The sequence below is a fragment of the Curtobacterium sp. MCLR17_054 genome, assembly GCF_003234335.2.
Taxonomy (GTDB): Bacteria; Actinomycetota; Actinomycetes; order Actinomycetales; family Microbacteriaceae; genus Curtobacterium; species Curtobacterium flaccumfaciens.
Map to the genome: position 1 here is coordinate 2,824,510 of NZ_CP126263.1, position 24,583 is coordinate 2,849,092.

The 24,583-nt window shown below is 71.7% G+C and carries 26 protein-coding genes; 10 read left to right on the forward strand and 16 right to left on the reverse strand.

Translation table 11 applies throughout. The annotated features are described in order from the left end of the window. Positions 1–31 precede the first annotated feature (31 nt). The 3 genes from allB to DEJ08_RS13400 form a co-directional block, all read right to left on the reverse strand. Positions 32–1,408 (reverse strand): allantoinase AllB, encoded by a 1,377-nt coding sequence (gene allB, locus DEJ08_RS13390; protein ID WP_181438976.1) that lies wholly within the window; start codon positions 1,406–1,408, stop codon positions 32–34. Further along, entirely contained in the window at positions 1,405–2,169 is a 765-nt protein-coding gene (locus tag DEJ08_RS13395) for an aspartate/glutamate racemase family protein (protein WP_111054413.1), read from the reverse strand. Before DEJ08_RS13395 ends, allB begins: the two co-directional genes overlap by 4 nt. 159 nt (positions 2,170–2,328) lie before the next feature. Continuing rightward, entirely contained in the window at positions 2,329–3,894 is a 1,566-nt protein-coding gene (locus tag DEJ08_RS13400; RefSeq protein ID WP_111054414.1) for an NCS1 family nucleobase:cation symporter-1, read from the reverse strand. 261 nt (positions 3,895–4,155) lie between these two features. Here DEJ08_RS13400 and DEJ08_RS13405 point away from each other — a divergent pair, with 261 nt between their 5' ends. After that, complete coding sequence (locus DEJ08_RS13405; RefSeq protein ID WP_035808811.1) at positions 4,156–4,719, forward strand: VOC family protein; 564 nt, start codon at positions 4,156–4,158, stop codon at positions 4,717–4,719. 51 nt (positions 4,720–4,770) lie between these two features. Here DEJ08_RS13405 and DEJ08_RS13410 read toward each other — a convergent pair whose 3' ends face one another. Beyond that, positions 4,771–5,502: a FadR/GntR family transcriptional regulator gene (locus DEJ08_RS13410; RefSeq protein ID WP_111054415.1), complete on the reverse strand. Its 732-nt coding sequence runs from the start codon at positions 5,500–5,502 to the stop codon at positions 4,771–4,773. A gap of 86 nt (positions 5,503–5,588) precedes the next feature. Between DEJ08_RS13410 and DEJ08_RS13415 the strand changes: the two genes are divergently transcribed. From DEJ08_RS13415 to DEJ08_RS13430, 4 genes are all read left to right on the forward strand, one after another. After that, the gene (locus tag DEJ08_RS13415; protein WP_258367040.1) at positions 5,589–6,494 is read left to right on the forward strand and encodes a proline iminopeptidase-family hydrolase; all 906 of its coding nucleotides are present in this window, start codon (positions 5,589–5,591) and stop codon (positions 6,492–6,494) included. A gap of 114 nt (positions 6,495–6,608) precedes the next feature. Further along, positions 6,609–8,015 (forward strand): APC family permease, encoded by a 1,407-nt coding sequence (locus DEJ08_RS13420; protein ID WP_071405068.1) that lies wholly within the window; start codon positions 6,609–6,611, stop codon positions 8,013–8,015. Beyond that, complete coding sequence (locus tag DEJ08_RS13425) at positions 8,012–8,941, forward strand: acetamidase/formamidase family protein (RefSeq protein WP_111029990.1); 930 nt, start codon at positions 8,012–8,014, stop codon at positions 8,939–8,941. Before DEJ08_RS13420 ends, DEJ08_RS13425 begins: the two co-directional genes overlap by 4 nt. A gap of 75 nt (positions 8,942–9,016) precedes the next feature. Further along, entirely contained in the window at positions 9,017–9,784 is a 768-nt protein-coding gene (locus DEJ08_RS13430) for an SGNH/GDSL hydrolase family protein (protein ID WP_258367245.1), read from the forward strand. A 34-nt stretch (positions 9,785–9,818) separates the two neighbouring features. Here the strand turns inward: DEJ08_RS13430 and DEJ08_RS13435 are convergent, their stop codons facing one another. The 3 genes from DEJ08_RS13435 to DEJ08_RS13445 form a co-directional block, all read right to left on the reverse strand. Next, the gene (locus tag DEJ08_RS13435; RefSeq protein WP_111055296.1) at positions 9,819–10,310 is read right to left on the reverse strand and encodes a GNAT family N-acetyltransferase; all 492 of its coding nucleotides are present in this window, start codon (positions 10,308–10,310) and stop codon (positions 9,819–9,821) included. 4 nt (positions 10,311–10,314) lie between these two features. Further along, entirely contained in the window at positions 10,315–11,718 is a 1,404-nt protein-coding gene (locus DEJ08_RS13440; protein WP_220035468.1) for an LLM class flavin-dependent oxidoreductase, read from the reverse strand. A 137-nt stretch (positions 11,719–11,855) separates the two neighbouring features. Then, the gene (locus DEJ08_RS13445) at positions 11,856–12,224 is read right to left on the reverse strand and encodes a VOC family protein (RefSeq protein ID WP_111032077.1); all 369 of its coding nucleotides are present in this window, start codon (positions 12,222–12,224) and stop codon (positions 11,856–11,858) included. A gap of 62 nt (positions 12,225–12,286) precedes the next feature. Between DEJ08_RS13445 and DEJ08_RS13450 the strand changes: the two genes are divergently transcribed. After that, positions 12,287–12,739, forward strand: a complete 453-nt coding sequence (locus DEJ08_RS13450; protein WP_111047250.1) for a MarR family winged helix-turn-helix transcriptional regulator — start codon at positions 12,287–12,289, stop codon at positions 12,737–12,739. On the opposite strand, the gene DEJ08_RS13455 is transcribed toward DEJ08_RS13450, so the two are convergent. After that, entirely contained in the window at positions 12,727–13,296 is a 570-nt protein-coding gene (locus tag DEJ08_RS13455; protein ID WP_111055297.1) for a uridine kinase family protein, read from the reverse strand. The two genes, DEJ08_RS13450 and DEJ08_RS13455, sit on opposite strands and share 13 nt — an antisense overlap. A gap of 53 nt (positions 13,297–13,349) precedes the next feature. On the opposite strand from DEJ08_RS13455, the gene DEJ08_RS13460 reads away from it, so the two are divergent. Next, positions 13,350–13,805, forward strand: coding sequence for a GNAT family N-acetyltransferase (locus tag DEJ08_RS13460; RefSeq protein ID WP_111055298.1), 456 nt, complete (start codon positions 13,350–13,352; stop codon positions 13,803–13,805). On the opposite strand, the gene DEJ08_RS13465 is transcribed toward DEJ08_RS13460, so the two are convergent. Further along, positions 13,759–14,334 carry a TetR family transcriptional regulator gene (locus DEJ08_RS13465; RefSeq protein ID WP_111055299.1) on the reverse strand — a complete coding sequence of 192 codons (576 nt, stop codon included), beginning with the start codon at positions 14,332–14,334 and terminating at the stop codon, positions 13,759–13,761. The genes DEJ08_RS13460 and DEJ08_RS13465 overlap by 47 nt on opposite strands. A gap of 95 nt (positions 14,335–14,429) precedes the next feature. Between DEJ08_RS13465 and DEJ08_RS13470 the strand changes: the two genes are divergently transcribed. Together DEJ08_RS13470 and DEJ08_RS13475 are read left to right on the forward strand one after the other, a co-directional pair. After that, positions 14,430–15,482, forward strand: coding sequence for a zinc-binding alcohol dehydrogenase family protein (locus DEJ08_RS13470; protein ID WP_111055300.1), 1,053 nt, complete (start codon positions 14,430–14,432; stop codon positions 15,480–15,482). A gap of 18 nt (positions 15,483–15,500) precedes the next feature. After that, on the forward strand, positions 15,501–16,310 hold the full coding sequence (locus tag DEJ08_RS13475; protein WP_111055301.1) for a hypothetical protein: 810 nt from the start codon (positions 15,501–15,503) through the stop codon (positions 16,308–16,310). Here DEJ08_RS13475 and DEJ08_RS13480 read toward each other — a convergent pair. From DEJ08_RS13480 to DEJ08_RS13510, 7 genes are all read right to left on the reverse strand, one after another. Beyond that, positions 16,303–16,773 (reverse strand): GNAT family N-acetyltransferase, encoded by a 471-nt coding sequence (locus DEJ08_RS13480; protein ID WP_111055302.1) that lies wholly within the window; start codon positions 16,771–16,773, stop codon positions 16,303–16,305. The two genes, DEJ08_RS13475 and DEJ08_RS13480, sit on opposite strands and share 8 nt — an antisense overlap. A 27-nt stretch (positions 16,774–16,800) precedes the next feature. After that, the gene (gene sufU / locus DEJ08_RS13485; RefSeq protein WP_111038180.1) at positions 16,801–17,250 is read right to left on the reverse strand and encodes a Fe-S cluster assembly sulfur transfer protein SufU; all 450 of its coding nucleotides are present in this window, start codon (positions 17,248–17,250) and stop codon (positions 16,801–16,803) included. After that, positions 17,247–18,539 carry an aminotransferase class V-fold PLP-dependent enzyme gene (locus DEJ08_RS13490; RefSeq protein WP_111055303.1) on the reverse strand — a complete coding sequence of 431 codons (1,293 nt, stop codon included), beginning with the start codon at positions 18,537–18,539 and terminating at the stop codon, positions 17,247–17,249. Before DEJ08_RS13490 ends, sufU begins: the two co-directional genes overlap by 4 nt. Positions 18,540–18,674: 135 nt before the next feature. Continuing rightward, positions 18,675–18,887: an Rv0909 family putative TA system antitoxin gene (locus DEJ08_RS13495; protein WP_071247674.1), complete on the reverse strand. Its 213-nt coding sequence runs from the start codon at positions 18,885–18,887 to the stop codon at positions 18,675–18,677. A 95-nt stretch (positions 18,888–18,982) separates the two neighbouring features. Continuing rightward, on the reverse strand, positions 18,983–20,266 hold the full coding sequence (locus tag DEJ08_RS13500; RefSeq protein ID WP_071405054.1) for a chloride channel protein: 1,284 nt from the start codon (positions 20,264–20,266) through the stop codon (positions 18,983–18,985). A gap of 100 nt (positions 20,267–20,366) precedes the next feature. Next, on the reverse strand, positions 20,367–22,478 hold the full coding sequence (locus tag DEJ08_RS13505) for an alpha-galactosidase (RefSeq protein ID WP_111055304.1): 2,112 nt from the start codon (positions 22,476–22,478) through the stop codon (positions 20,367–20,369). A 79-nt stretch (positions 22,479–22,557) separates the two neighbouring features. Next, the gene (locus tag DEJ08_RS13510; RefSeq protein WP_111029980.1) at positions 22,558–23,541 is read right to left on the reverse strand and encodes a magnesium and cobalt transport protein CorA; all 984 of its coding nucleotides are present in this window, start codon (positions 23,539–23,541) and stop codon (positions 22,558–22,560) included. A gap of 153 nt (positions 23,542–23,694) precedes the next feature. Between DEJ08_RS13510 and DEJ08_RS13515 the strand changes: the two genes are divergently transcribed. Beyond that, on the forward strand, positions 23,695–24,504 hold the full coding sequence (locus DEJ08_RS13515; protein WP_111055305.1) for a TspO-related membrane protein: 810 nt from the start codon (positions 23,695–23,697) through the stop codon (positions 24,502–24,504). Positions 24,505–24,583 lie beyond the last annotated feature (79 nt).

Genomic DNA, 24,583 nt, shown 5'->3' on the forward strand with positions numbered 1-24,583 from the left:
CGTTCCTGATCCGACGATACCGGAACGATCGTTACAGGGGTGTTTCCGCCGCGAGCACGGGTCGTCCGGCCAGCTGCCCCTCGGCGCCGACCACGCCGCCGTCCGCCGTGGCGATGCGACGGCCGCGGAGCCAGGTCTCGGTGACGCTGCCGCGCACGCGGAGCCCGTCGAACGCGGACACCGGGTTGCGGTGCTCGAGCCCGGCGACGTCGACGACGGACTCGGCGGACGGGTCGAACACGGCGAAGTGCGCCAGGGCACCGGGAGCGATCACCCCGCGGTCGCGCAGCCCGACCAGGGCGGCCGGACCGGTCGTGAACAGCGGGAGCAGCGCCTCGAGCGGGATCCCGCGACGCTCGGCCTCGGTCCACACCGCCCGGAACCCGACCTGCAGGCCGGCGACCCCGCCCCAGGCGAGGCCCCAGTCGTCGGTCTTCAGGTCCGCGGTGGAGGGCGAGTGGTCCGACACGACGAGGTCGATCGTGCCGTCGAGCACACCGGCCCACAGCGCGTCGCGGTTGGCGTCGTCGCGGATCGGTGGGCAGCACTTGTAGGCGGTCGCGCCGTCCGGGATCGTGCCCGCCTCGAACGACAGGTAGTGCGGACAGGTCTCGACCGTGATCCGCACGCCGTCGTCCTTCGCAGCACGGAGCATCGGCAGCGCGCCCGCGTCGGACAGGTGCAGCACGTGCACCCGCGCACCGGTCGCCCGCGCGCCGTCGATGACCTGCGCGATCGCGGACCGTTCGGCGGCGCCGGGCCGGGTGGCCAGGAAGTCGGCGTACCGACCACCGAGCGCCCGGTGCGGCACGAGGTGTTCCGGGTCCTCGGCGTGCACGATCAGCAGGGCGTCGATCCGGGCGACCTCGGCGATCGCGGCGCGGATCTGCTCGGGATCGAGGTGCGGGAACTCGTCGACACCGCTCGGCGCCGTGAAGCACTTGAACCCGAAGACGCCGGCGTCGTGCAGGGCGTCGAGCGACCCGAGACTCGCGGGGACCGCGCCACCCCAGAACCCGACGTCGACCGCCACCCGGCCCTCGGCACTCGCACGTTTGACGGCGAGCGCCTCGACCGTGGTCGTCGCGGGGATGGAGTTGAGCGGCATGTCCACGATCGTGGTGACGCCGCCCATCGCAGCGGCCCGGGTCGCGGACGCGAAGCCCTCCCACTCGGTGCGGCCGGGCTCGTTGACGTGCACGTGCGTGTCGACGAGTCCGGGGAGCAGCACCTGCCCGTCCGGCACGGTGTGGTCCTGCACGGCGTCGACGACCGCGTCGACGGGCAGGACGCCGGTGACCCGGCCGTCGTGGACGACGACCGCAGCCGGGCGGAACGCCCCGTCGACCCAGGCTCGCTGCGCGCGGACGACCAGGTCTGCCGTGTCGCCCGCCGGGAGGCCCGTCACGCGCCCGCCCCGGCCGTCGCGACCGCCGCGGGGTGGCGTTCGAAGCCCGCCAGCAGCCCCGACATCGCCTTCACCGGCGGCAGGGCGTACTCGCCGCGCTTGCCCGTGGACAACCCGAGCCGGACGAGCGACTCCGCCAGGACCGTGGCCGCCGCGACGCCGTCGACGACCGGCGCTCCGATGGCCTGCGAGACCTCGGCGCAGAAGTCGGCCATGCCCGCGCACCCGAGCACGACGGCGTCGGCTCCCCCGTCGATGACCGCTCGGCACTCCTCGATCACGAGCGCCCGTGCACCGGACTCGGGGTCGTCGAGCTCGAGCACCGGGACCTCGCACGCCCGGATCTCGGTGACGAGCGGGGCGAAGCCGTAGCGCTGGGCGAGCTCGTGGGCGCGGCCGGTCGTCCGCGCCAGGGTGGTGACGACGCCGAACCGCCGGCCGAGCAGCGCGGCGGCGTGGAACCCGGCCTCGGCGATCCCGATCACCGGCACCGTCGCGAGCTCCCGCGCGGCGTCGAGCCCCGGGTCCCCGAAGCAGGCGACGACGAAGGCGTCCACCCCGTCCTGCTCCCCGCGGGCGATCTGCTCGAGCAACCCGGGCACGGCCAGGGCCTCTTCGTAGTGGCTCTCGATCGATGCCGGCCCCATCGAGGGTTCGACCGCTTCGACCAGCGTGCCGGGAGCGGCGGCGGCCTGGGCCGCGACGCCGATCGCCCGTGTCATCGACGCGGTGGTGTTGGGGTTGACGACGCGGATGCGCATCGGGGTCCTTCCGGTGGAGCGAGTGGAGCGGTGGAACCGGTGGTGCTGGGTGGTGACCATCGTGGCGGGGGCGGGGCGGGCCTCCCGGCCGTGGTGTGGATCTGTGGACGACCGAGCGCCGCGACCCGCCCTGTGGAGGACGGGCCGCGACGCCGGGGGTCAGGCGCGACCGACGGCTGCGCCGTCGTCGACCGAGGGGTCGTCCGCGTCGAGCACGGGCATGCTCGGCCGGGCACGCTCGAGCGCCCAGAAGACGACGAGGCCCAGGCCGCACCCGATGAACCAGCTGTAGCTCGCCAGCCACGGCAGCACGCCGAGTGCCGGGGGCAGGACCGCGCTCGCCACCGAGATCGCGCCGGTGACCACGAGGGTCCAGATGGCGTTCGGGTTGAACCCGCCGCGGTACCAGTACCGGGCGGTGCGGCTCGTGGAGTACATGTCGTCGATCGCGATGCGCTGCTTGCCGACGATGTAGTAGCCCGCGATGAGGATGCCGAACAGCGGGCCGATCAGCGCACCGAGCACCCCGAGCGTGTACAGGATCGCCTGGTCGTTGCCGTACCAGTTCCACGGGGTGAGGAGCACGGAGCCGACCGCGGCGATCATGCCCCCGGCCCGCCACGAGATCTTCCGGGGTGCCACGTTCGAGAAGTCGAACGCGGGGCTGATGAAGTTCGCCACGATGTTGATGCCGACGGTCGCGGTGACGAAGGTCAGGCCGCCGAGCAGGATCGCGAAGGGTGCTCCGATGGCCTGCACGGTCTCGATCGGGTCGGTGATGAGCTTGCCGAACACCGGCACCGTCGCGCTGGCGCAGAGGACCGTCAGGACCGAGAAGAACAGGAAGTTGATCGGCAGACCCCAGAAGTTGCCGCGCTTGACCGCACGGAACGACCGGCCGTAGCGCGAGAAGTCACCGAAGTTCAGCATCGGGCCGGAGAAGTAGCTGACCACCAGGGCGACCGCGGACAGCATCACCGGGATCGACGCCCCGAACGACAGCGGCTCGCCGACGGACAGGGTGAACGAGATGTTGCCGATGCCCGCCTGGCTGACCAGGTAGACCGCGAGCACGATCATCACCACGTAGACCGCCGGTCCGGCCCAGTCGATGAACCGCTTGATCGCCTCCATGCCCATCCAGAACAGCGCGCCCTGTGCCACCCAGAGGATCGCGTACGAGATCCAGCCCAGGGCCGACAGCCCGAGGAACGAGTGGTCGAGCAGCCCCGCCGACGCCGGGATGAACTTGAGGAAGATGATGTTCAGCGACTGGGCGGCGAGGAAGGTCTGCACGCCGTACCAGGCCATCGCGATGAGGCCGCGGATGATGGCGGGGACGTTCGCGCCGAGCACCCCGAACACCGCGCGGTTGATCACCGGGTACGGCACGCCGGTGCGCTGCGACGGCTTCGCGACCAGGTTGGCGAAGACCTGCACGATGAGGATGCCGACCACCAGGGCGATGAGCACCTGCCAGCTCGCGATGCCGAGGGCGAAGAGCGACCCGGCGGTGACGTAGCCGCCGACCGAGTGCACGTCGGACATCCAGAAGGCGAAGAAGTTGTAGCTCGTCCAGCGCTGCTCGCGCAGCGGGGCGAGGTCCTCGTTCGTGAGCGCCGGGTCGTACCCGGGCTTGACGACACCGGCACCCGCTGGGGCGGGAGCGGCGGTCGTGGTGGGGGCGTGGGGCGCGGCGACTGGTGTCGCGATGTCGGTAGCCATGGCGTCCTCCGAGGGAGTGGGAAGCGGGGCGGTGCGTGCTTGAGCACGAAGCTACGGAGCGACTTCGCCCCCGCCGTTTCCCTCGTGTAACGGTCGTGTGTCCCGCACCCCGTCCTGGAACGACCGTTCCGGGACGGTCGCCGAGACCGGCGCCGACCGCGCCAGGAGCCGCGGTGCGGCTTGCCGCATCGATGGGCACCGACCCCGCACGGACCCCGCCCCGACCCGAGCCGCGGGGACCGCCGGTGGTACGAATCGACCATGAGCAGGGGAATCAGGATCGACCACGTGGGCGTCACGGTGCCGGACATCGACGCAGCCACGCAGTTCTTCGAGGCGGCGTTCGACGCCGTCGTCCTGTACGACATGCGGCGTCGTGACGAGACGCCGAACAGCAGTTCCGAGGCGCACGGCTACCTCGGCATCCCGAGCACCATGGCGCAGGGGGCCATGCGGATGCTCGCGCTGCCGGAGGGGCCGGGGCTCGAGCTGTTCGAGTACCTGGGGCCCGAGCAGCGGAACGCCGCACACCCGTCCGACCTGGGGTGGCAGCACCTGGCGATGTACGCCGACGACCTGGACGAGACGCTCGCCCGGGTCGAGGCGGCCGGCGGCACCCGGAACTCCGACCCGCGCGACCTGCGTGGTGACGAGGCGGGGGCCGGCAACCGGTTCGTCTACACGCGCACGCCGTGGGGGTCGACGCTCGAGCTCGTCAGCTACCCGACGCCGCAGCCGTACCTGGTGTACGCGCCGCGGCCGAAGTGGGCGCCGTGGCCGATGCCCGACGACGTCTACCCGGTGCCGGCGCCCGCCGTGCACTGACGACCGTTCGCCGCACCGACCGACCAACACACCGACCGACAGACCGTCCTCTCAGTGGCGGGGCACCTGCCCCGTCCGCCGTACGGCCCGTTCGAGCAGTTCGACGTCGATCCCGACGTGCTGCCGGGCGACCACGCCCGCCTCGGGCGCCCGCCCCGAACACACCGCGTCCACCAGCAGTTCGTGCTCGTGGAGCGCGCGGGTCTCCATCTCCGCCATGCCCTCGGCCGTGCCCCACAGGTGCGCCGGAGCGGCGATGGAGATCTGCGCCTCCAACCCGGCGAGCACCGTCCGCAGGGCGTCGTTCCGCGCGGCGTCGATGATCGTCCGGTGCAGCACGGCGTCGGCCTGCTGCTTCTCGAGCCCCGAGGTGGCGTCGCGGAACACCTCGAGCCGTGCACGGATCAGGGCGGCGTCGTCCGGGGTGACCCGTTCCGCGGCGGCCGTCGCGAGCGCCCCGTGCAGCAGCGCGATGGCGTCGGCGGTGTCCTGGATCGCCTCCCACCGGGCGAGCAGCACCCGTCCGACGGCGTCCGATGAGCTGTCCGGCCACTCGGTGCGGACGAACGTGCCGCCGCCCCGGCCTCGACGGGTCTCGAGCAGCCCCCGTTCGACGAGCCGCGCGATCGCACCGCGCACGGTGACCCGGGCGACGCCGAGCAGGCCGGCCAGTTCGCGTTCCGGCGGCAGGTTCGCGCCGGGCAGGTACTCACCCACGGCGACGGCGGTCACGAGGCGGTCCTCGACCTCGTCGACGCGCGTCTCGGTCGCACGATCGGACACACGGACCCCCTTCGCGGTGTTACGACCACGTTAAGGCAGCAGAAAAGGTATTGCGTGGGACCTTTTTCCGCTCCATGCTGACCCCCATGTCCAGCATCACCGAATCCACGATGCCGTTCCGCGACGGCGAGACCTGGTACCGGGTCACCACGCCCGACACCCCGGTCGCGGGCGCGCTGCCCCTCGTCGTCCTGCACGGCGGGCCCGGCATGGCCCACGACTACCTCCGGAACCTCGCGGCCCTGGCCGACGAGACCGGCCGGACCGTCGTCCACCACGACCAGTTCGGCTGCGGCCGGAGCAGCCACCGCCCGGACGCGCCGGTCGACACCTGGCAGCCGCAGCTGTTCGTCGACGAGTACGCCGCCCTGGTCGAGCACCTCGGGCTCGGCGACCACCACGTGCTCGGGCAGTCGTGGGGCGGCATGCTCGGCGCCGAGATCGCGGTGCAGCAGCCCGCGGGGCTCCGGTCGCTGGCGATCTGCAACTCCCCCGCGTCGATGCAGCTCTGGGTCGACGGCGCCGCCGAGCTCCGCGCGCAGCTGCCCTCCGACGTGCAGGACGCCCTGACCCGGCACGAGACGGCCGGTACCGTCGACGACTCCGAGTACCTGGCGGCGACGCAGGTCTTCTACGAGCGGCACGTCTGCCGCGTGGTCCCGATGCCGCAGGACTTCGTCGACTCCGAGGAGCAGATGGAGCGCGAGCCGACGGTCTACCACACGATGAACGGCCCGAACGAGTTCCACGTCATCGGCACGATGCGTGACTGGACCATCGTCGACCGGCTCGACCGCGTCGCCGTGCCGACGCTCGTCGTCGCCGGCGAGCACGACGAGGCCACGCCCGCCACGTGGGCGCCGTTCATCGAGCGGATCGCAGACGTCCAGCAGCACGTCTTCCCCGGTGCGAGCCACTGCTCGCACCTGGAGCAGCCGGCGGAGTTCCGCCGGGTCGTCGCGGCCTTCCTGGCCGCGCACGACCACGCCTGACCCGGCCACCTTCGGTCTGGAGGCGCGGGACGGGCCCGCCCCGCGCCTCCAGGCAAGCAGTCCCCACCCCCACCGCCGCACCCGTCCCTCCCTCCACCCGAAACGGAACCCGACATGTCGCAGCAGCACAGCGAGCTCTCCGCACAGCAGCAGCTCGAGGCCTACGGCTACAAGCAGGAGCTCAAGCGCTCCGTCTCCACCACCGACCTGCTCATCTACGGCCTGGTCTTCATGGTCCCGATCGCCCCCTGGGCGATCTTCGGGACCGTCTACAACGCCTCCAGCGGCATGGTGCCGCTGGTGTACCTCGTCGGCCTCGTCGCGATGATCTTCACCGCCCTGGCCTACGCGCAGATGGCGAAGTCGATCCCCCTCGCCGGCAGCGTGTTCTCCTACGTCGGCCGCGGCATCCACCCCACCGCCGGGTTCTTCGCCGGCTGGGCGATCCTGCTCGACTACCTGCTCGTCCCGACGCTGCTCTACGTGTTCGCCGCGGAGAGCATGGTCGGCATCTTCCCGGGCACGCCCCGCTGGCTGTGGGCACTCGTGTTCGTCGCGATCAACACCGTCATCAACCTGGCCGGGGTGTCCTCGCTCAAGCTCGCGAACCGCATCTTCCTGCTCATCGAGCTCGTCTTCGTCGCGATCTTCGTCGTCATCGCCATCGTCGCGCTGACCGGTGGCACGATCCCCGACGCGTCCTTCGGCACCGAGCAGATCTGGGACCCGGCCAAGGTGTCGGCGCCGCTCATCGCCTCGGCCCTGTCGATCGCGGTGCTGAGCTTCCTGGGCTTCGACGGCATCTCGACGCTGTCCGAGGAGTCCACCGGCCGTCGTGGCGGAGCCGGCACGGCGATGATCCTGGCGCTCGTGATCGTGGCGTTCCTGTTCATCCTGCAGACCTGGCTCGCATCCGCTCTGGCCGCGGGGCGGGACTCGTTCTCGGACAGCGAGGCCGGCAACGCCTTCTTCACCATCGTCGAGCAGGCTTCGTCGAGCGGGTGGGCGACCGCGTTCTTCGCCGTCAACGTGCTCGCCGTCGGCATCGCGAACGCCATGGCCGCACAGGCCGCGACGAGCCGCCTGCTCTTCTCGATGAGCCGCGACCGTCAGCTGCCCGCGTTCCTGCACAAGCTCAACGGGCGCCAGGTGCCGCAGAACGCGATCATCGTCGTCTCGGTGCTCTCCGCGATCCTGGTGCTGTTCTTCGTCGGGCAGATCGACACGATCTCGTCGCTCGTGAACTTCGGCGCCCTGTTCGGCTTCATGCTCCTGCACGTGTCCGTCTTCGTGCACCACGTCGTGAAGGGCAAGTCGCGCAACTGGCTGCTGCACCTGGTCGTGCCGCTGGTCGGGTTCCTGATCATCGGGTACGTCCTGCTCAACGCCGCGGTCGAGGCGAAGGTCGGCGGGATCATCTGGCTGATCGTCGGCGCGGCCGTGTTCCTGTACTACCGACGCACCGGCCGTTCCACCGAGGTGGGCTCCGAAGCAGAACCGACGACGGAGGACGCCCGATGACCCCGGACCACTTCCTGCCGAACACCCTCGGCCGCCCCGGGTTCTCCGCCGACCGGGAGCCCGTGCTGCGGGTCCGTCCCGGCACCGGCGAGACCATCGGCTTCGAGACCACCGACGCCGTCTACGCCGAACTCGACCAGCACCACGACATGGCGCAGCTGCAGGCACCGATCAACCCGGTGACCGGCCCGGTGTTCGTCGAGGGTGCGGAACCCGGCGACACCCTCGTGGTGACCATCCACGCCATCGAGCTGACCACGCACGGCTGGTCGGTGTCCCTGCCCGGCTCCGGGGCCCTGCAGCACGTGATGGGCGACCGGGTCTTCGCCCGCCGCTGCCCGATCTCGGACGACATGGTGCAGGTGTCCGACCGGCACCGGTTCCCCGTCCGGCCGATGATCGGGTGCATCGGGACGGCCCCGGCCGAGGGCGAGAACTCGACGATCATGCCGGCCTACCCGGAGGGCGGCAACATGGACGTCACCGAGGCCCGCCCCGGCTCGACGGTGTCCCTGCCCGTCCGGGTCCCCGGTGCGCTGCTGTCGATCGGCGACATCCACGCGCTCATGGCCGAGGGCGAGTCGTCGTTCGTCGCCATCGAGGCCCAGGGCACCGCGATCGTCTCCGTCGACCTGGTCAAGGGCGGCCCGGTGCTCCGCGCGCCCCGCATCGAGACCGCCGACGACTGGCTGTTCGTCGGCCTCGGCGACCCCGTGCAGGAGAGCGTCCGGCGCGGGTACGAGGATGCCTTCGCGTTCCTCGTCGACGAGCACGGCTGGACCCCCGAGGACGCCTACGCGGTGCTCAGCGCGGTCGGTGACTCGAAGCTCGGCGGGCCGACCGGCTCCACCGCCCCGGACCCCTTGCACCCCTTCGCCGCCGTCGGTGCGGTCACCCTGCACCGGGTGCCGAAGGCGGTGCTGTGAGGGTTCGCTGACGCGGGTTCCCGGTACGACGGTCGTGCCGGGAACCTGCACAGGCGTGTGCACGATGATGGGCGCATGCACGACACCATCCGCTACGTCGCGATCGGCGACAGCTTCTCGGAGGGCATCGGCGACGCCGGACCCGCTCCGTTCCCCGGCTGGACCGGACGACTCGCGAGCGCGATGGCGGGAGCCTCGGACGCCCACGTCTCGTACGCGAACCTCGCGGTGCGCGGCCGGCTGCTCGCCGGGGTCCTCGACGGCCAGCTCGAGGCCGCCCTCGCGCTCGACCCGGCGCCGACCCTCATCACCTTCTGCGCCGGCGGCAACGACCTGCTGCGCCCGCGCTTCGAGGTGGACGCGCTGATCGGGCAGGTCGAGGCCGCCGCCGACCGCGTCGAGGCCACCGGGGCGCGCCTGGCGCTCCTCAGCCCGGCCGACCCGAGCGCCCGCCTGCCCCTCGGGTCCCTGATCAATCGCCGCGGTGACGCCTGGGCCGAGGCGCTCGGCACCCTCGCCCGACGCCGTGGTCTGCCGTTCGTCGACGTCTCCCGCGACCCGCACCTGCGCCGTGCGGAGTTCTGGTCGGACGACCGGCTGCACATGAACGCCACCGGGCACCAGCGCGTCGCGGACCTGGCGCTGCACGCGGTCCTGGACGGCCCCGCGCCGGTCGAGCCCGCGGACGCCGGTGCCGCCCGGACCCGCCTGGGCGAGGAACTCCGCTACTACCGCGAGTACGTCCTGCCGTGGGTGCAGCGCCGGATCACCCGCACGTCGTCGGGCGACGGGCGCTCGGCGACCTACCCGACGTGGATGCCGGTGCGCGGTCAGGACGCGTAACCAGCGTCAGCCCGCGGAGCCAGCGTCGGCCGGGTCAGCCCGCGACGTACACGCGGGTGGTGACCCCGCTCAGCGCGTGCGCGAACTCGTCGCCCGTCGCCACGAAGCAGCCCGCCTCGTACAGCCGCACCGCCCGGTCGTTGTCGCCGAGCACGTGCAGCACGACGCGGGGGTGTCCGGCAGCCCGGGCGTCGTGCACCGCCTCGGACAGCAGCGACCGTCCGACCCCGCGGGCCTGCACCCCGGGGCGCACCGCGAGCAACGACAGGTAGGCGGCGTCCGCCGGGTCCGTCGACCGACCGGTGCCCGGTGCCGTCACGAGCACGAAGCCGTCGACCGCACCGTCGGGGCCGGGGGCCACCAACCAGGCGACGTGCTCCGCCGCGAACTTCTGCCGCGCGCGCTCCCGCACCGCCGGGTCCTCTGCGGCACCGTCACGGGCAGCCACGGCCGCGGCCCAGAGGTCGATGCAGGTGTCGGTCTCGTCCGGGGTCGCAGGACGCACGACCACGGACGACTCGATCACCCGATCAGCCTACGACCGCCCGGCTCCCGATCCTGAACGACGCCCCACGGTGCTCGTCGGGCAGCCGGTCTCCGCGGCCGTGCAGCTTCTGGCGGAGCGACCCCGGCTCGTACTCCTCCGGGTAGGCCCCACGGGCACGGAGCTCCGGGATCACGAACTCGATGACGTCCTCCCACGTGCCCGGGGTCACCGCGTACGCCAGGTTGAAGCCGTCGATGTCGGTGAGCTCCTGGATCTCCTGCAGCCGGTCGGCGATCGTCGCTCCCCCGCCGACCGCCACCGGGCCGAGTCCACCGATCGCCGTCTGCCGCGCCAGGTCGCGGATCGTCCACTTCGATCCGTCCTCCCCCGTCGCCGCCGCGATGTTCGCCGCCGCCGACTGGATCGCGTTCGACTCGACGTCACCGAGGGGCTGGTCCGGGTCCCACTGCGACAGGTCGACGCCCATCCAGCCGGAGTTGAGCACCAGCGCGCCGAGCTCCGACGCGTACGACAGGTAGTCCTCGTACTTCGCCTGGGCCAGCTCGTCGGTGGCGTCCGTGATCACGGTGAGCAACGTGTAGACGCGGGCGGCGTACCGGTCGCGACCAGCTGCCTCCAGGGCGTCCCGGACCTTCGCGACGGTCGACGCGAGCTGCTCGACGGTCGGTGCGCCCACGAAGACCGCTTCCGCGTTCTCCGCGGCGAAGCGGATGCCGCGCGGCGACGCGCCCGCCTGGTAGATGACGGGCGTGCGCTGCACGGACGGTTCGGACAGGTGGATGCCCGGCACGTCGAAGTGCGTGCCGTGGTGCTCGATCGGGTGCACCTTCGCCGGGTCCGTGAAGACCCCGGCTTCGCGGTCGGCGACGACGGCGTCGTCCTCCCACGAGCCCTCCCAGAGCTTGTAGAGGACCTCGAGGTACTCGTCCGCCACGTCGTACCGGTCGTCGTGCGACAGCTGGTCGGTCTGGCCCATGTTCCGGGCGGCGCTCGGCAGGTACCCGGTGACGACGTTCCAGCCGACCCGGCCCTTGGTCAGGTGGTCGAGCGTCGACATGCGTCGGGCGAACGGGTACGGGTGCTCGTACGCGGTGCCGGCCGTGATGCCGAAGCCCAGGTGCTCGGTCACCGACGCCATCGCCGACACGAGCAGGATCGGGTCGTTCACCGGCACCTGCGACCCGGTGCGGAGCGCGGCCTCGTTCGACCCGCCGTACACGTCGTAGGTGCCCAGGACGTCGGCGATGAAGATGCCGTCGAACGCGCCGCGCTCGAGCGTCTTCGCCAGGTCCGTCCAGTAGGTCAGGTCGCGGTAGTCCCGCGACCGGTCGCGGGGGTGCCGCCACAGTCCGGAGGACTGGTGCGCGACGCAGTTCATGTCGAACGCGTTGAAGCGGATCTGCCGGTGCTCGCTGCTGGTGGTCACGGGTCGAGACGCTACGTCGGACACCTGCGACCGTCACGGATCGTGACGAAGCGTGACGGTCGGCTCCGGCACCGGCCTGGAGGCCCGCCCCGCGTCCGTCACGTCACCCGCGCCGGGCGCGTGGCCGGCTCCAGGGCTCAGGCGCGGTCGTGGAGCGTGACGTGGTAGCCGTCGGGGTCGGCGAACGTGAACGTCCGACCGAAGGGACCGTCGATCGGCGCCGAGACGATGCGGTGGCCGTCGGCGACCAGCGCGTCGTGGATCGCCTGCACGTCCGTTGCGTGCAGCCAGACCGCGGCGCCGACGCCGGGCTGCGCCACCGCGTCGAGGTCCGTGCCGGGCACCAGGTCGCGCAGGGCGAAGGCGATCGGCGTGGTCTCGAACACGACGGCGTGCGGCGGACCGGCCTGCGAGCGGACGAGGCCGAGGTAGCGCTCGTAGAACGCCTGCGAGGCATCGAGGTCGCGGGTCTGCAGGGAGATGAAGTCGGGGCCGGTGACGGGCATGGAGTGCTCCTCGGGTTTGTGTCAGTCTTCTGACACGGAACAAGCTATGTCAGACTACTGACATGCGTCAAGACGACACCGGCATCCACCTCGAGACATCGATCGGCTACCTGCTCAAGGAGACTGCGAGCGCCCTCCGCGCGTCGATGGAGGCCGTGCTGCGTCCGCTCGGCATGACGGTGACGCACTACTCCTGCCTCGAACTACTCGCACAGCGCCCCGGACTGTCGAACTCCGAACTCGCGCGTGGCACGTTCGTCACCCGGCAGTCGATGAACGTGTTGCTGCAGACCCTGGAGCGCGACGGCTTCGTCACCCGTGCCACCGAACCGTCGGTCGGCAAGGCACTCCCCACGCAGCTGACCGACAGCGGGCGACGGAGCCTGGCGCAGGCGAGTGCGGCGATCCGCGGGGTTGAGCAGCGGATGCTCGCCGATCTGAGCGCGGACCAGCAGACCGAGGCCCGTCAGATCCTGCGGAGCATGGTGACGTCGCTGCGGCGTCAGGGCGCGTAGCGCGCCAAAGCGGCGTCCTTCGGTGCGTACCGATCCTCGAAGTCACGCTCGTTGGGGCCCCACACATCTCGCCAGAGCGCATCGTGCCTGCGCCCGAGCGCACGATCACGAGCCGTGCCCCGACGCACCGCCGTGTCGAGGTCGACGTCACACCAGATGCTGACGTCGAGGTGCGGGAGCGCCTCGGGGTGGAAGAGTCCGATCAGGTCGACGACCAGGACGTCCGTCCGCGGCAGCGGCTCGGCCGGGCCGAGGGCTCGCACCGACCAGTCGAACCGCTGGAACGTGCTCGCCCGACCGGCTCTGTGCGGTTCGAGCACCGACGACACCAGACGGGGACGATCGACGCCGTCCCAGTCGGCCGACCGCTGATGGGACCGAACGGGGTCGAGGAAGTCGTCGCCGCGGATGCGGACCGCGCCGGGGAGCCCCTCGACGAGGGTGCGCGTCAGCGTCGACTTGCCGGATCCGCAGTAGCCGGAGACACCGACGACGATCGGTGCACGGGCCGAGGCGCGGCGGGACGCGACAAGGTCGATGACGCCGTCGCGGTCCATCGGGCAAGCGTACGAGGTCGATGACGGTGCACCGGAGTTCGTAGGCTGAGCGGATGGACGTCGCACTGCGGGACAGCACCACCGAGGACCTCGAGTGGCTCGTCGAGCTCCGGGCCGTGGTGCTGCGCGACGACCTGATGCGCCTCGGGGTGTTCAACGAGACGCGCGTCCGACAGCGCCTCCGCGACGCGTTCCAGCCGCAGCTGACCCGCATCGTCGTGGTCGACGGTCGCGACGTCGGGTCGATCACCGTGCGGGTCGAGGACGACGTCCGCTGGGTCGAACACTTCTACCTCGCGCCCGACGTCCAGGGGCGTGGAGTCGGGTCGACCGTGCTGCGCGCCGTCCTCGACGAGCCCCACGACGGCCCGACGCGGCTCAACGTGCTGGTGGGCAGCCCGGCTCGCCGACTCTACGAACGACACGGCTTCGTGCTCGACACCGAGGACGGCGTCGACGTGTTCATGACGCTGCGGGCCGCCGATCGAGCACCCCACGGAGTGCACTGAGCTGCTCGTCGACCACGTCGGCCATCCGGCGCTCGGACGGTCCGGTGAGCCAGGCCTCGAGGGCCAGGTGGAACAGCATCACGGTCGTCTCGGCGATCACCGCCGCCTCGGACGGATCGAGCCCGCGGTGGACGAAGGCCTCGCGCACCGCGTCCGTCAGGTCGGCACGCTTCCGGGCGTCGCGCTCCCGGAGCGAGGACTCGGACAGCACCAGCCGCCGCACCGAGCCGACCTCGCCGTGCCGCCCCTCGAACCGCTCGTCGGCGACGGTGCGGAGGCCGTGCACGACGATGTCGAGCGGGTCGATCCCGGCCGGCGCGCCCTCGATGGCAGCCCGGGCGAGGTCGGGGATCTCGTCACCGGCGAAGATCACCTCGCGCTTGTCGGCGAAGTACCGGAAGAAGGTGCGGGTCGTCAGGCCGGCCCGTGCGGTGATCTGCGGCACGGTCGTCGCCTGGTAGCCCTGCTCGGCGAAGAGCTCGAACGCCGCACGCTCGAGTCGCCCTCGGGCATCCGGAGACCAACGCATGTGTCCACAGTAGTGGTGATGACACGTCGTGTCATGGTTGACTGGGCGATGACACGTCGTGTCATGACCCACTTCGAGCAAGAGATCGGGACACCATGTCGCCATCGGGCAACGCAGCACTCTGGACCACGTCGACCGGGCGGTTCACCGTCGGGCCCGCACCGGTCCCCCAGCCCGGCCCCGGCGAACTCGTCGTCCGCGCCGAGGCGGTCGCCGTCAACCCGGTCGACGCCGTCGGCGGGCTCTTCCGGCACCTGGTGTTCCCGAAGCTGCGGTTCCCCGCGGTCCTCGGGTCGGACGTCGCCGGCACGGTCGTCGCGATCGGCCCGGACGTCGAGCGCTTCCGCGTGGGCGACCGGGTCGTCGGTCACGCCGCGGGGCAGGAACAGCACCGGAACAGTGCTGCCGAAGGCGCCTTCCAGCACCTGGTCCTGCTGCTCGACCGTGTGACGACCCCGGTTCCGGATGCCCTGCCCGCCGAGCAGGCGGCGGTGCTGCCGCTCGCCGTCTCGACCGCCGCGGCCGGGCTCTTCGAACCGGACCAGCTCGCGCTGTCGCTCCCGACGGCCGACACGTCCGAGCAGCCCGGGGTCGTCCTGGTGTGGGGTGCGTCCACGAGCGTCGGCGCCAATGCCGTCCAGCTCGCCCGGGCCGCCGGGTACGCCGTGATCGGCACCGCATCGCCGAAGAACCACGGGTTCGTGCAGGACCTCGGGGCCGAGGCCGTGTTCGACTACCGCGACGACGGTGCCGCACGCCGCATCCTCGAGGCACTCGCCGACCGGGAGCTCGCCGGCACCCTCGCCTTCGGCCAGGGTTCGCTGACCCGCACGCTCCCGATCGTCCGAGCCGCCACCGGCTCAGGTCGACTCGCGTCGGCGTACCCGACACCGGTGACGACGATCCGGGCGCGGCTCGAGCGCCGACACGGGGTCCACGTCACCGCGATCTGGGGCGGCCGCCCGACGGAGTCCGAGGTCGGCCCCGCGATCTACCGCGACTTCCTGCCCGAGGCGCTCCGCACCGGGCGGTACCGGGCGACGCCGACCGCATCTGTCGTCGGATCGGGACTCGCCGCGATCCCGGACGCCCTCGCCGAACTCCGCGCCGGTGTCTCCGCCCGGAAGCTCGTCGTCACGCTCCCCTGAGCCGGTAGCGTCAGCGACGTGACCGACGCCCACGAGCAAGACGAGACGTTCGAGATCATGATGTCGGGCGGTGGCACACCACGGGGACACCTGCAGGACCCGAGCGCCGTCACGATGCAACTGGACCCACGGCTCCTCGGCGACACCGCCAGGGGCAAGGAGATGTTCGCCCGGGCCATCGAGCAGCAGCACATCGCACTGTCCGACTACGCCACGGCGCTCCAGGTCGCCGACGGTGACGTGACCGCCTCCGCGGTGCAGGACGCTGCGACCGCACTGCACCAGGCACTCCAGTTCCTGCCGATCGCCCACACCGTGTACACGGGCGTCGGCTTCCCCACCGCCGGCGTCGGGGACGACCCCCGCCCGACGTCGCTGCGACCGGAACGCGGCGAGCGCGGCCTCGGCGTCCACCCGGACATGCTCACGGCGATCCACGGGGACACCTCGCAGCGCTGGGAGCTCGCCTGCGAAGAGGACCTCCCCCTCGCCGTCGAGATCACACTGGCGACCGATCCGGACGAGAACGTGCGGTCGGCCTTCCTCATGGGGACGCGGTCACGAACCGTCGTCCTGCTCATGGAACAGCGCGAGACCGACCCGGGCGTCCTCGACCAGCTGGCCCAGCAGAGCTTCGCGAGCCCCGAACGGAAGTTCCCGCTGCGGTTCATGCACCTCGCACTGCGTGAGCTCGAGGGGCTCTACGAGCTCCTCGGTCTCGACGACCAGGCCATCGCGCGCGCGGAGGCCCGCTGGGCGCTGGCGCAGGATCGGAACGAGCGCATCAGTGTCGGTGACGCGCTGCGCGAGATCGGCGTCGTCAGCTGATCCGCTTGGCGTACCAGCGGTCCGAGTACGGATCGTCGTTGAACGGCGCCACCCGGACGAAGCCGAGCCGCTCGTAGAGCGCACAGGCCTCGGCGAGCTCAGCGCGGGTGTCCAGCCGCAGCGACGTGATCCCGCGTCCCCGGCAGACGTCCTCGACGTGGCGCAGGAGCGCCGAACCGACGCCTCGGCCGCGGTGCTCCGGCAGCGTGAACACCTTCGTCAGCTCGCCGACGGCACCGACGAAGCGCACGCCGGCGCAGGCGACAGCGGCTTCCCCTTCACTCGCGACGACGAACACCCCGGAGTCCCCCTGCAGGTCGTCGTACGGCTCCTCGTCGAGCGCCCGATCGACCTCGGCCGGCGTCGCCGCCCGCCCGTACCACCGCGATGCGACCTCTGTCAGGTAGGCCCGCACGATCGCGTCCGCCCGGCCTGCGCCCGGTCGCTCCGTCTCGATGGTCATCGCTCCCCTTGCGTGGCCGCAGCCGGCTCAGCGGGAAGCGGTCGCCTCGCGCGCGGCTGCTTCCGCCGCGACCCAGGCGAGCATGCCGCACTTGACGCGCATGACGAACTTCGAGACGCCGTGGAAGGCGATGAGGTCCTCGAGGACGTCCTCGTCAGGCTCACCGACACCGCGCGAGCGCATCATGGTGCGGAACTCCTCGGTCAGTGCGAGGAACTCGGGCACCGTGCGGCCGACGGCCATGTCGGTGAGGACCGATGCCGAGGCCATCGAGATCGAGCAGCCGTCGCCCTGCCAGGCGAGCCCGGCGATGCGGTCGGTGCCCGGTTCGAGCCGCAGGCTCACCGTGATCTCGTCGCCGCACGTGGGGTTCCGCTCGAAGTGCGAGGCATCCGCGTCGGGCATCGCACCGTCGCCGTGCCGCGCCTTCGCGTGGTCGAGGATGACCTGCTGGTACAGGCTGTCGAGGGCGTTCACGCGGTCGCTCCGAAGTAGTCGCGGATCTCGGCGACGGCTGCGAGGAACCGGTCGACATCGTGCTCGGTCGTGTACACGTACGTGCTCGCCCGGCTCGTCGCGACGAGGCCGAGGCGGCGGTGCAGGGGCTGGGCGCAGTGGTGGCCGGAACGCACGGCGATGCCCTGCGCGTCGAGGTACTGCGAGACGTCGTGGGCGTGCACGCCGTCGACGTCGAACGCGACCAGGCCGGAGCGCGGGACCCCGGCGGGCGGACCGACCAGGCGGATGCCGGGCACGGCGGCGAGACCGTCGAGCATCCGGCGGGCGAGGTGCTCCTCGTGGGCGCGGACGCGTTCCATGCCGATGCCCTGCAGGTAGCGGACCGCCTCGGCGAGGGCGACCGCCTGGGACACGGGCTGCGTGCCCGCCTCGAACCGCTCGGGCGCCGGCATGAACTCGGAGCCCTCCATCGTCACGGTGGTGATCATCGAGCCACCGGTGCGGAACGGCGGCAGGGCGTCGAGCAACTCGGCACGACCCCAGAGCACGCCGATGCCGTTCGGGCCGAGCATCTTGTGCCCGGAGAACGCGGCGAAGTCGACTCCGAGCTGCTGCACGTCGAGGGGACGGTGCGGTGCGGACTGGCAGGCGTCGAGCACCACGAGGGCGCCGCGGGCGTGGGCGAGGCCGACGACCTGCTCGACGGGGGCGATCATCCCGGTGACGTTCGAGACGTGCGAGAACGCGACGACTCTCGTGCGGTCGGTGATCAGCGCCGCGGCGTCGTCGGCGGTCCAGGTGCCGTCGTCGGCGACCGGGATCCAGCGCAGGGTCGCTCCGGTCAGTGCGGCGAGCTCCTGCCACGGCACGAGGTTGGCGTGGTGTTCGGCCTCGGTCACGAGGATCTCGTCACCGGTGCCCAGGCGGAAGCGCTCGGCGTCGACACCGCCGCGGCCACGGCTGGCGTTGGCCATGCCGTAGGCGACGAGGTTGAGGGCGTCGGTGGCGTTCGCGGTCCACACGACCTCGGTCGGGGCGGCGGCTCCGATGAAGCCGGCGACGGTGGCACGGGCGTCCTCGTAGGCGTCGGTGCTGAGCGCCGCGAGCGTGTGGGCCCCGCGGTGGACGGCGGCGTTGTCGTGTTCGAGGAACCGGCGCTCGGCGTCGAGGACCTGGCGCGGGCGTTCAGCCGTCGCCCCGGAGTCCAGGTACGCCAACGGCTGCCCGTTCACGTCCTGCGCGAGGATCGGGAAGTCCCGCTTGATCGCCTCGACCTCGGTCTCGGTGAGCGGCTGGTTCGGCGCCACGACTGTCACGTCTCGTCCTCCTGGTGCTGCTGTCCGGAGCAACCCGTCCATGGTGTCCGTTGTTCCCGACCACGTCCAGTCGGCACGGCGACGGCCCAGGACCACGCCGGGTCCTGGGCCGTTGCACGTCGTTCGCTACTCGTTGCCGATCTTCTTGTCCGCTGCGTCGCGGGCACCGTCGATCTTGTCGTCGTACTTGCCGCCCGTGGCCTTCTTGACCGCGTCGGCCACACCGCCGAGCACCTTGTCGCTGACGCCCTCGGCCTTCTCGCTCTGCAGGGCGTCCTGGACCTTGCCGTCCTTCAGGAACTCCTGGGCCTTCTTCGTGATGTCGTCGAAACCCGCCATCGGCTGCTCCTCGTCTCGGTGCGGAGCCCGTCGCTCCGTCCTGGCGCCGACAGTAGGCCGCCGGGTAGCCGTCCGTACCGGAACGTTCGGGGTCTTCACACCATCTGAGCGCTGCGACGGCGGGCGAGCACGTACCCGACGGCGACGGCACCGGACACCGCGAGCAACGAGGGCACGAGGATGTCGGTGCCCTGCTGGGTGAACTCGACGACGAGCACCAGGGCGGTGAACGGCGCCCGCATGGTGGTGGCGAGGAAGGCCGCTGCACCGACGAAGGCGAAGGCCGCCAGGCTCGGGCCGTCGGCCGGCCACAGCAGCAGCCACGCACCGCCCAGCCCGCCACCGATCGCGGAACCGATCGCGATCGAGGGGGTCAGCGTGCCACCGACCGCACCCGCTCCGATGGTCGCCGAGGTGGTCACGGTCCGCAGGACCCCGAGCAACAGCAGCAGGACGATCGGTGAGAGGCCGGCGAACGAGGCGTCGTCGAGCGTGGTGTTCATCGCGACGAGGCCGAGCGCCCGCCCGTTGCCGAGGATCTCCGGGAACGGGATCGCGATGAGCCCCACCATCGCGAAGACCACCGGCAGCACGACGAGCAGGTGCCAGCCCTTCGGCGCGATGCCCTGCAGCCGGTTGGTCAGCTTGACGAACCCGACCCCGGCGAGCCCCAGCACGGGCCCGACGACGATCGCCCAGACGAGCAGCGACGGCGACAGGTGCATCGCGGGCACGTGGTACAGCACCTCGTCCGGGATCACGAGCCGGGCGGTGATGGCGGCGACGGCACTCGTGGCGAAGGCGGGCAGGGCGGTCGCGAAGCTGATCTCCCCGAGCAGGACCTCGACCGCGAACAGCGCGCCACCGAGGGGTACGTCGTACACGGCGGCGAGGCCGGCCGCAGCACCGCAGGCGACGAGGATCTTCGTCTCGCGTGCGGTCAGCCCCGCACGCCGGGTGACGAGTTGAGCAAGCCAGGCTCCGACCTCACGCGGCGCGACCTCTTTGCCGATGGACGCGCCGAGCCCCACGGCCAGGATCTGGATGCCGGCGTTCGCGAGCGTCGCCAGGGCCGGCATCCGCTTGCCGTCGACGGCCGCGGTGACCGAGACGATCGAGCGCCCCCACCGACGGAGCGCCCACCAGGCGAACCCGGTCAGGACGCCGGCCGCCGTGAGCGCGAGGAACCGGTTCAGGCCCGACGATGCGTCGGCGGCCTCGAGGTGCCCACCGAACCCGTACCCGAAGGCGACGAACTGGATGAGCTGGAGCGCGAGCCAGACCGCGATGCCGGCGATGCCGCCGGAGACGCCCACCAGGGCGGTGACGACGGCGAGCTTGAGGGCCCAGACCGGGGTCGCGTGTCCGGAGTGCGGCATGACCGGAAGCCTAACGGGCTGGACGCACCCGATGACGGACCGCAACGGGCCCGCCGGACGCGGGACGGGCCTCCAGGCCGGGAGCCCCGACCACCCGCCGTCAGACGGCCGTCACCCGGAACGGCACCACGCAGTCGGCCGGCATGAGCGGCGGCTGCAGGCCGACGGTGCCGAGCACCCGGCCGCTGAACACCCGCGGGCCGGACCACCAGTCCGGTCGCACCAGGTCGTGGCCGTCGCCGATGACCACCGGGTCGACGCGGTACGCCGTGTCGGGGTCGAGGTCGCGGAAGGTGACCCGGCCGGTGCCGGAGACCTCGGAGCGGCCGATGCTGGCGAGGAAGAAGACGGCCTGCCGCCGGTCCGGCGCGACCGTGCCGTACACGAGCCGTGCGTCGTCGACCTCGTCCGAGCGCACCAGGTCGCCGCCGTGCAGCAGCGGGCGGAGCTCCCGGTACAGCGCGATCCACTCGGTCAGTGCAGCGGACTCGTCGGCGGTCGCGCCGGCCAGGTCCCACTCGATGCCGAGGTGCCCGACCAGCGCCGTGCCGGCACGGAAGGCGAGATCGTGGACGCGACCGGTCGTGTGGTTCCGGCCGCTCGCGATGTGCGACCCGAGCAGCTCCGGCGGCAGGAGCTGCTGCGTCCACCGGTGCATCTGCTGGCGCTCGAGCGGGTCGATGTCGTCGGACACCCACACCCGCGCGGTGTGCTCGATGACGCCGAGGTCGACCCGACCGCCACCCGACGAGCACGACTCGATCTCCAGCGACGGGAAGCGTTCGCCGAGCGTCGCCATCAACCGGTACGCGGCGAGGGTCTGCTCGTGGACCGCTGCGCCACCGCCCGGGAACCCCGCCTCGACGAGGTCGCGGTTGTGGTCCCACTTCACGGCGTCGACCGCGTACTCGCCGATGATCGCCGTCATCCGTTCGAGCACGTGGTCGAAGGCCTCGGGGATCGCCAGGTTGAGCACCTGCTGGTCGCGGGAACGCGCGGGCAGCCGACCGTCGGCCTGCAGGATCCACTCCGGGTGGGCGCGCGCCAGGTCGCTGTCCTCGTTCACCATCTCGGGTTCGAACCACAGGCCGAACTCCATGCCGAGCGCACGGACGCGGTCGACCAGCGGGCCGAGGCCGTCCGGCCAGACGTCCTCGTCGACGTACCAGTCACCGAGGCCGGCGTGGTCGTCGCGGCGGCCACGGAACCAGCCGTCGTCGAGCACGTAGCGTTCGACGCCGAGGGCCGCGGCACGCTCGGCGAGGTCGACGAGACGGGCCAGGTCGTGGTCGAAGTACACGGCCTCCCACACGTTGATCGTCATCGGGCGGGGCGTCGTCGGGTGCTGCGGTCGGCTGCGGAGCCAGCGGTGGAACCGTCGGGCCTGGTCGTCGAGGCCGTCCCCGTGGGCGAAGTACACCCACGGCCCCTCGTACGTGGCGCCGGTGCCGAGCCGGACCTCGCCGGGCAGCAGGAGTTCGCCGCCGCCGATGACCTGGCGGCCCGTGGCGAGCCGTTCGGCGTGGTGCCGGTGGTTCCCGCTCCAGGCGGTGTGGACGCCCCAGACCCGGCCGTGGGCGAAGCCGAAGCCCGGCTCCCCCACCGTCAGCACGGTCGCGGCGTCGGTGCCGGTGCGGCCCTTCCGTCCCTCGCGCTGGTGGGTCCCCACGACGAGTTCGCGGCGCTGCGGGGTCCGCTCCTTGCCCCAGCGGCCGGCGAAGTCCAGGATCTCGCGGGCCCCGGACGGGATCGGCATCGCGAGCGTCAGGTCGTCGACGGTGTAGACGCCGTCGGCGGTGTTCGTCACGCTCGCGCGGGCCCGCACGAGCCCGGAGCCGAGCATCTCGATGGTGACCCGGACGGTGAGCCCGGCGGTGGTGTCCTCGGCATCGGCGGTGACCGCGGTGTCGGTGACCGCGAGCGACGTCACCGTGAACGCCGGCGACCAGTCGGCGCCGTCACGGTGCCCGGCGAGCCCCGGACGACCGCTCCAGCCCCGGTGTGGCTCGGGCAGCACCGACAGGCGGACCGGGTCGTCCATCTCGTTCGGGGACACCGGGGTGACGTCGGCGTCGGCGAGAGCCGTCAGCGCGTCGGTGTCGAGCGGTCCGAGTGCCGCTCCCCAGTGCACGACGGCGGGGAGCGCGTCGTCGCGGCAGTCCAGGACGAGCGAGACGCCACCGGCGGTCAGGTGGACGAGTTCGTGCGGCATGCGGGCTCCAGTCGGCGTCGTTGCACGTCAGAGCTTTCCGGTCCGGGGCTGTCCGCTGCAAATCCGGTTGCGGCGCGGCTCAGAACCAGCGCTTGACCTTGAACACCACGTACAGGATCGCGGCGAACAGAACCATCGCGACGATCGACAGCGGGTACCCCCACGTCCACCCGAGTTCGGGCATGTGCGTGAAGTTCATCCCGTAGATCGCGGCGATGAGCGTCGGCGCGAACAGGATCGCCGCCCAGCCGGAGATCTTCTTCGTGTCGTCGTTCTGCTTCTGCGCCGCCAGGGTCGAGTCGACGGTCAGGGCGTTCTGCAGCAGCTGCCGGAACGTGTCGAGGCGTTCCACCACCCGGATCGCGTGGTCGAGGACGTCGCGGAACCGCCGCTGCATCTCGATCGGCAGGTGGTACTTCTCGGCGCCGCGGTGCAGGTTCTCGATCATGTAGACGAGTGGACGCGCGGCACGCTGGAAGTCGACGACCTCGCCGAACAGCTCGTACACGCGCCGGGACACCCCGGCCTCGCCCGAGAACAGCTGGTCCTCGATCTGGTTGATGTCCTCTTCGAGTCCGTCGATCACCGGCACGTAGCCGTCGACGATGGAGTCCATGAGCGCCCAGAGCTGCGCCTGCGGGCCGACGGTCACCAGCCCGGGCTTGCCGCTCAACCGCTGCAGCGCCTTGGGAACGGTCTGCTTGCCGCGGGGGTCGGCCTTCACGACGGCGAGGAAGAAGGTCTCACCGACGAAGGCGTGCACCTCGCCGAACGCCACCTCTTCCTGCTGGTCGTTGTACAGCGCCGGCTTGAGCACCACGAACAGCGTCGAGCCGTAGCGCTCGAGCTTCGGTCGCTGGTGCCCCTCGGCGGAGTCCTCGACGGCGAGTTCGTGCAGGCCGAGGGCGACCGCGACGTCGCCGAGTTCCTCGGCGTCGGGCTGGTGCAGGACGATGCACGCGCTGGCGCCCTGCTCGTCGAGCATCCGGAAGGTGTCGTCGAGGGACGGACTCGCGATCGGTGCGATCCGGTCGATGTAGACGGTGTTCAGTTCGACGCTCACGCGCCCACCGTACGCAGGGTGGCCGGTCTCCGGCCTGGAGGCCCGTGGCGGCCCCGCCACACGCCCCGCGTCCTGCCTGAACGTGCGCTGCACGGACGCCGCCACTGGCCGCCTACGGTGCAGGTCATCAGCATGCTGACGAAAGGGACTGTCATGAAGAGGATCTGGAAGCGCATCGCGGTGGCCGTGAGCGCGGTCGTCGCCGTCATCGGCGCGTACGTGGGGTCGGGCGCTGCCGGTGGCACGCCCATCCAGGACGCCGCCGGTGGCGCCCTGTCGGCGTCCTCCACCGCGATCGCCCCGGACGGCCCGGCCTTCTCGATCTGGAGTGTCGTCTACGCCGGGCTCATCGGCTACGCGGTCCTGCAGCTCTTCCGCACCGCGAACGACGAACGGCACGAGCGGCTGGTGGTGCCGGCGGTGCTCTCCCTGCTGCTCAACGCCGCGTGGATCCTGTCGGTGCAGTTCGGGTTCCTGTGGGCGAGCGAGCCGATCATCGTCGCACTGCTCGCCGTGCTGATCTGGACGTTCACGATCCTGCGCCGCACCCCGTCCCGCGGGGTCGTCGAGGCGATCCTGACCGACGGCACGTTCGGGCTGTACCTGGGGTGGGTCTGCGTCGCGACGGCCGCGAACACCGCTGCGGTACTGACGGCGGCGGGCTTCCGGGGCTTCGGACTCGGGCAGGACCCGTGGGGCGTGGTCGTCGCCGCGGTGGCCGGGCTCGTCGGGGTCCTCATCGCGCTGTGGGGCCGGGGACGCCTGGCGCCGATGGCCTCGGTCGCGTGGGCTCTGGCGTGGGTCGCCGTGGCCCGGTTCGAGGGACCGCTCGTCTCGGTGCCGACGGCGGTCGCGGCCGTGGTGGCTGCGGCGGCCGTGGTCGTCGTGACCGTGGTGGTGCGTGCCCGCGCCGGCTGGGTCGGACGCCGTGCCGGTCGGGCGGCGGCCCCGGTCGCGGCCTGACGCGCGGCTACCTGCGCGTCAGGCCCGCGAAAGCGACAGTTCCCGCGGCCTCGCACCCGTCCGGGCCGCGAAAGCGACA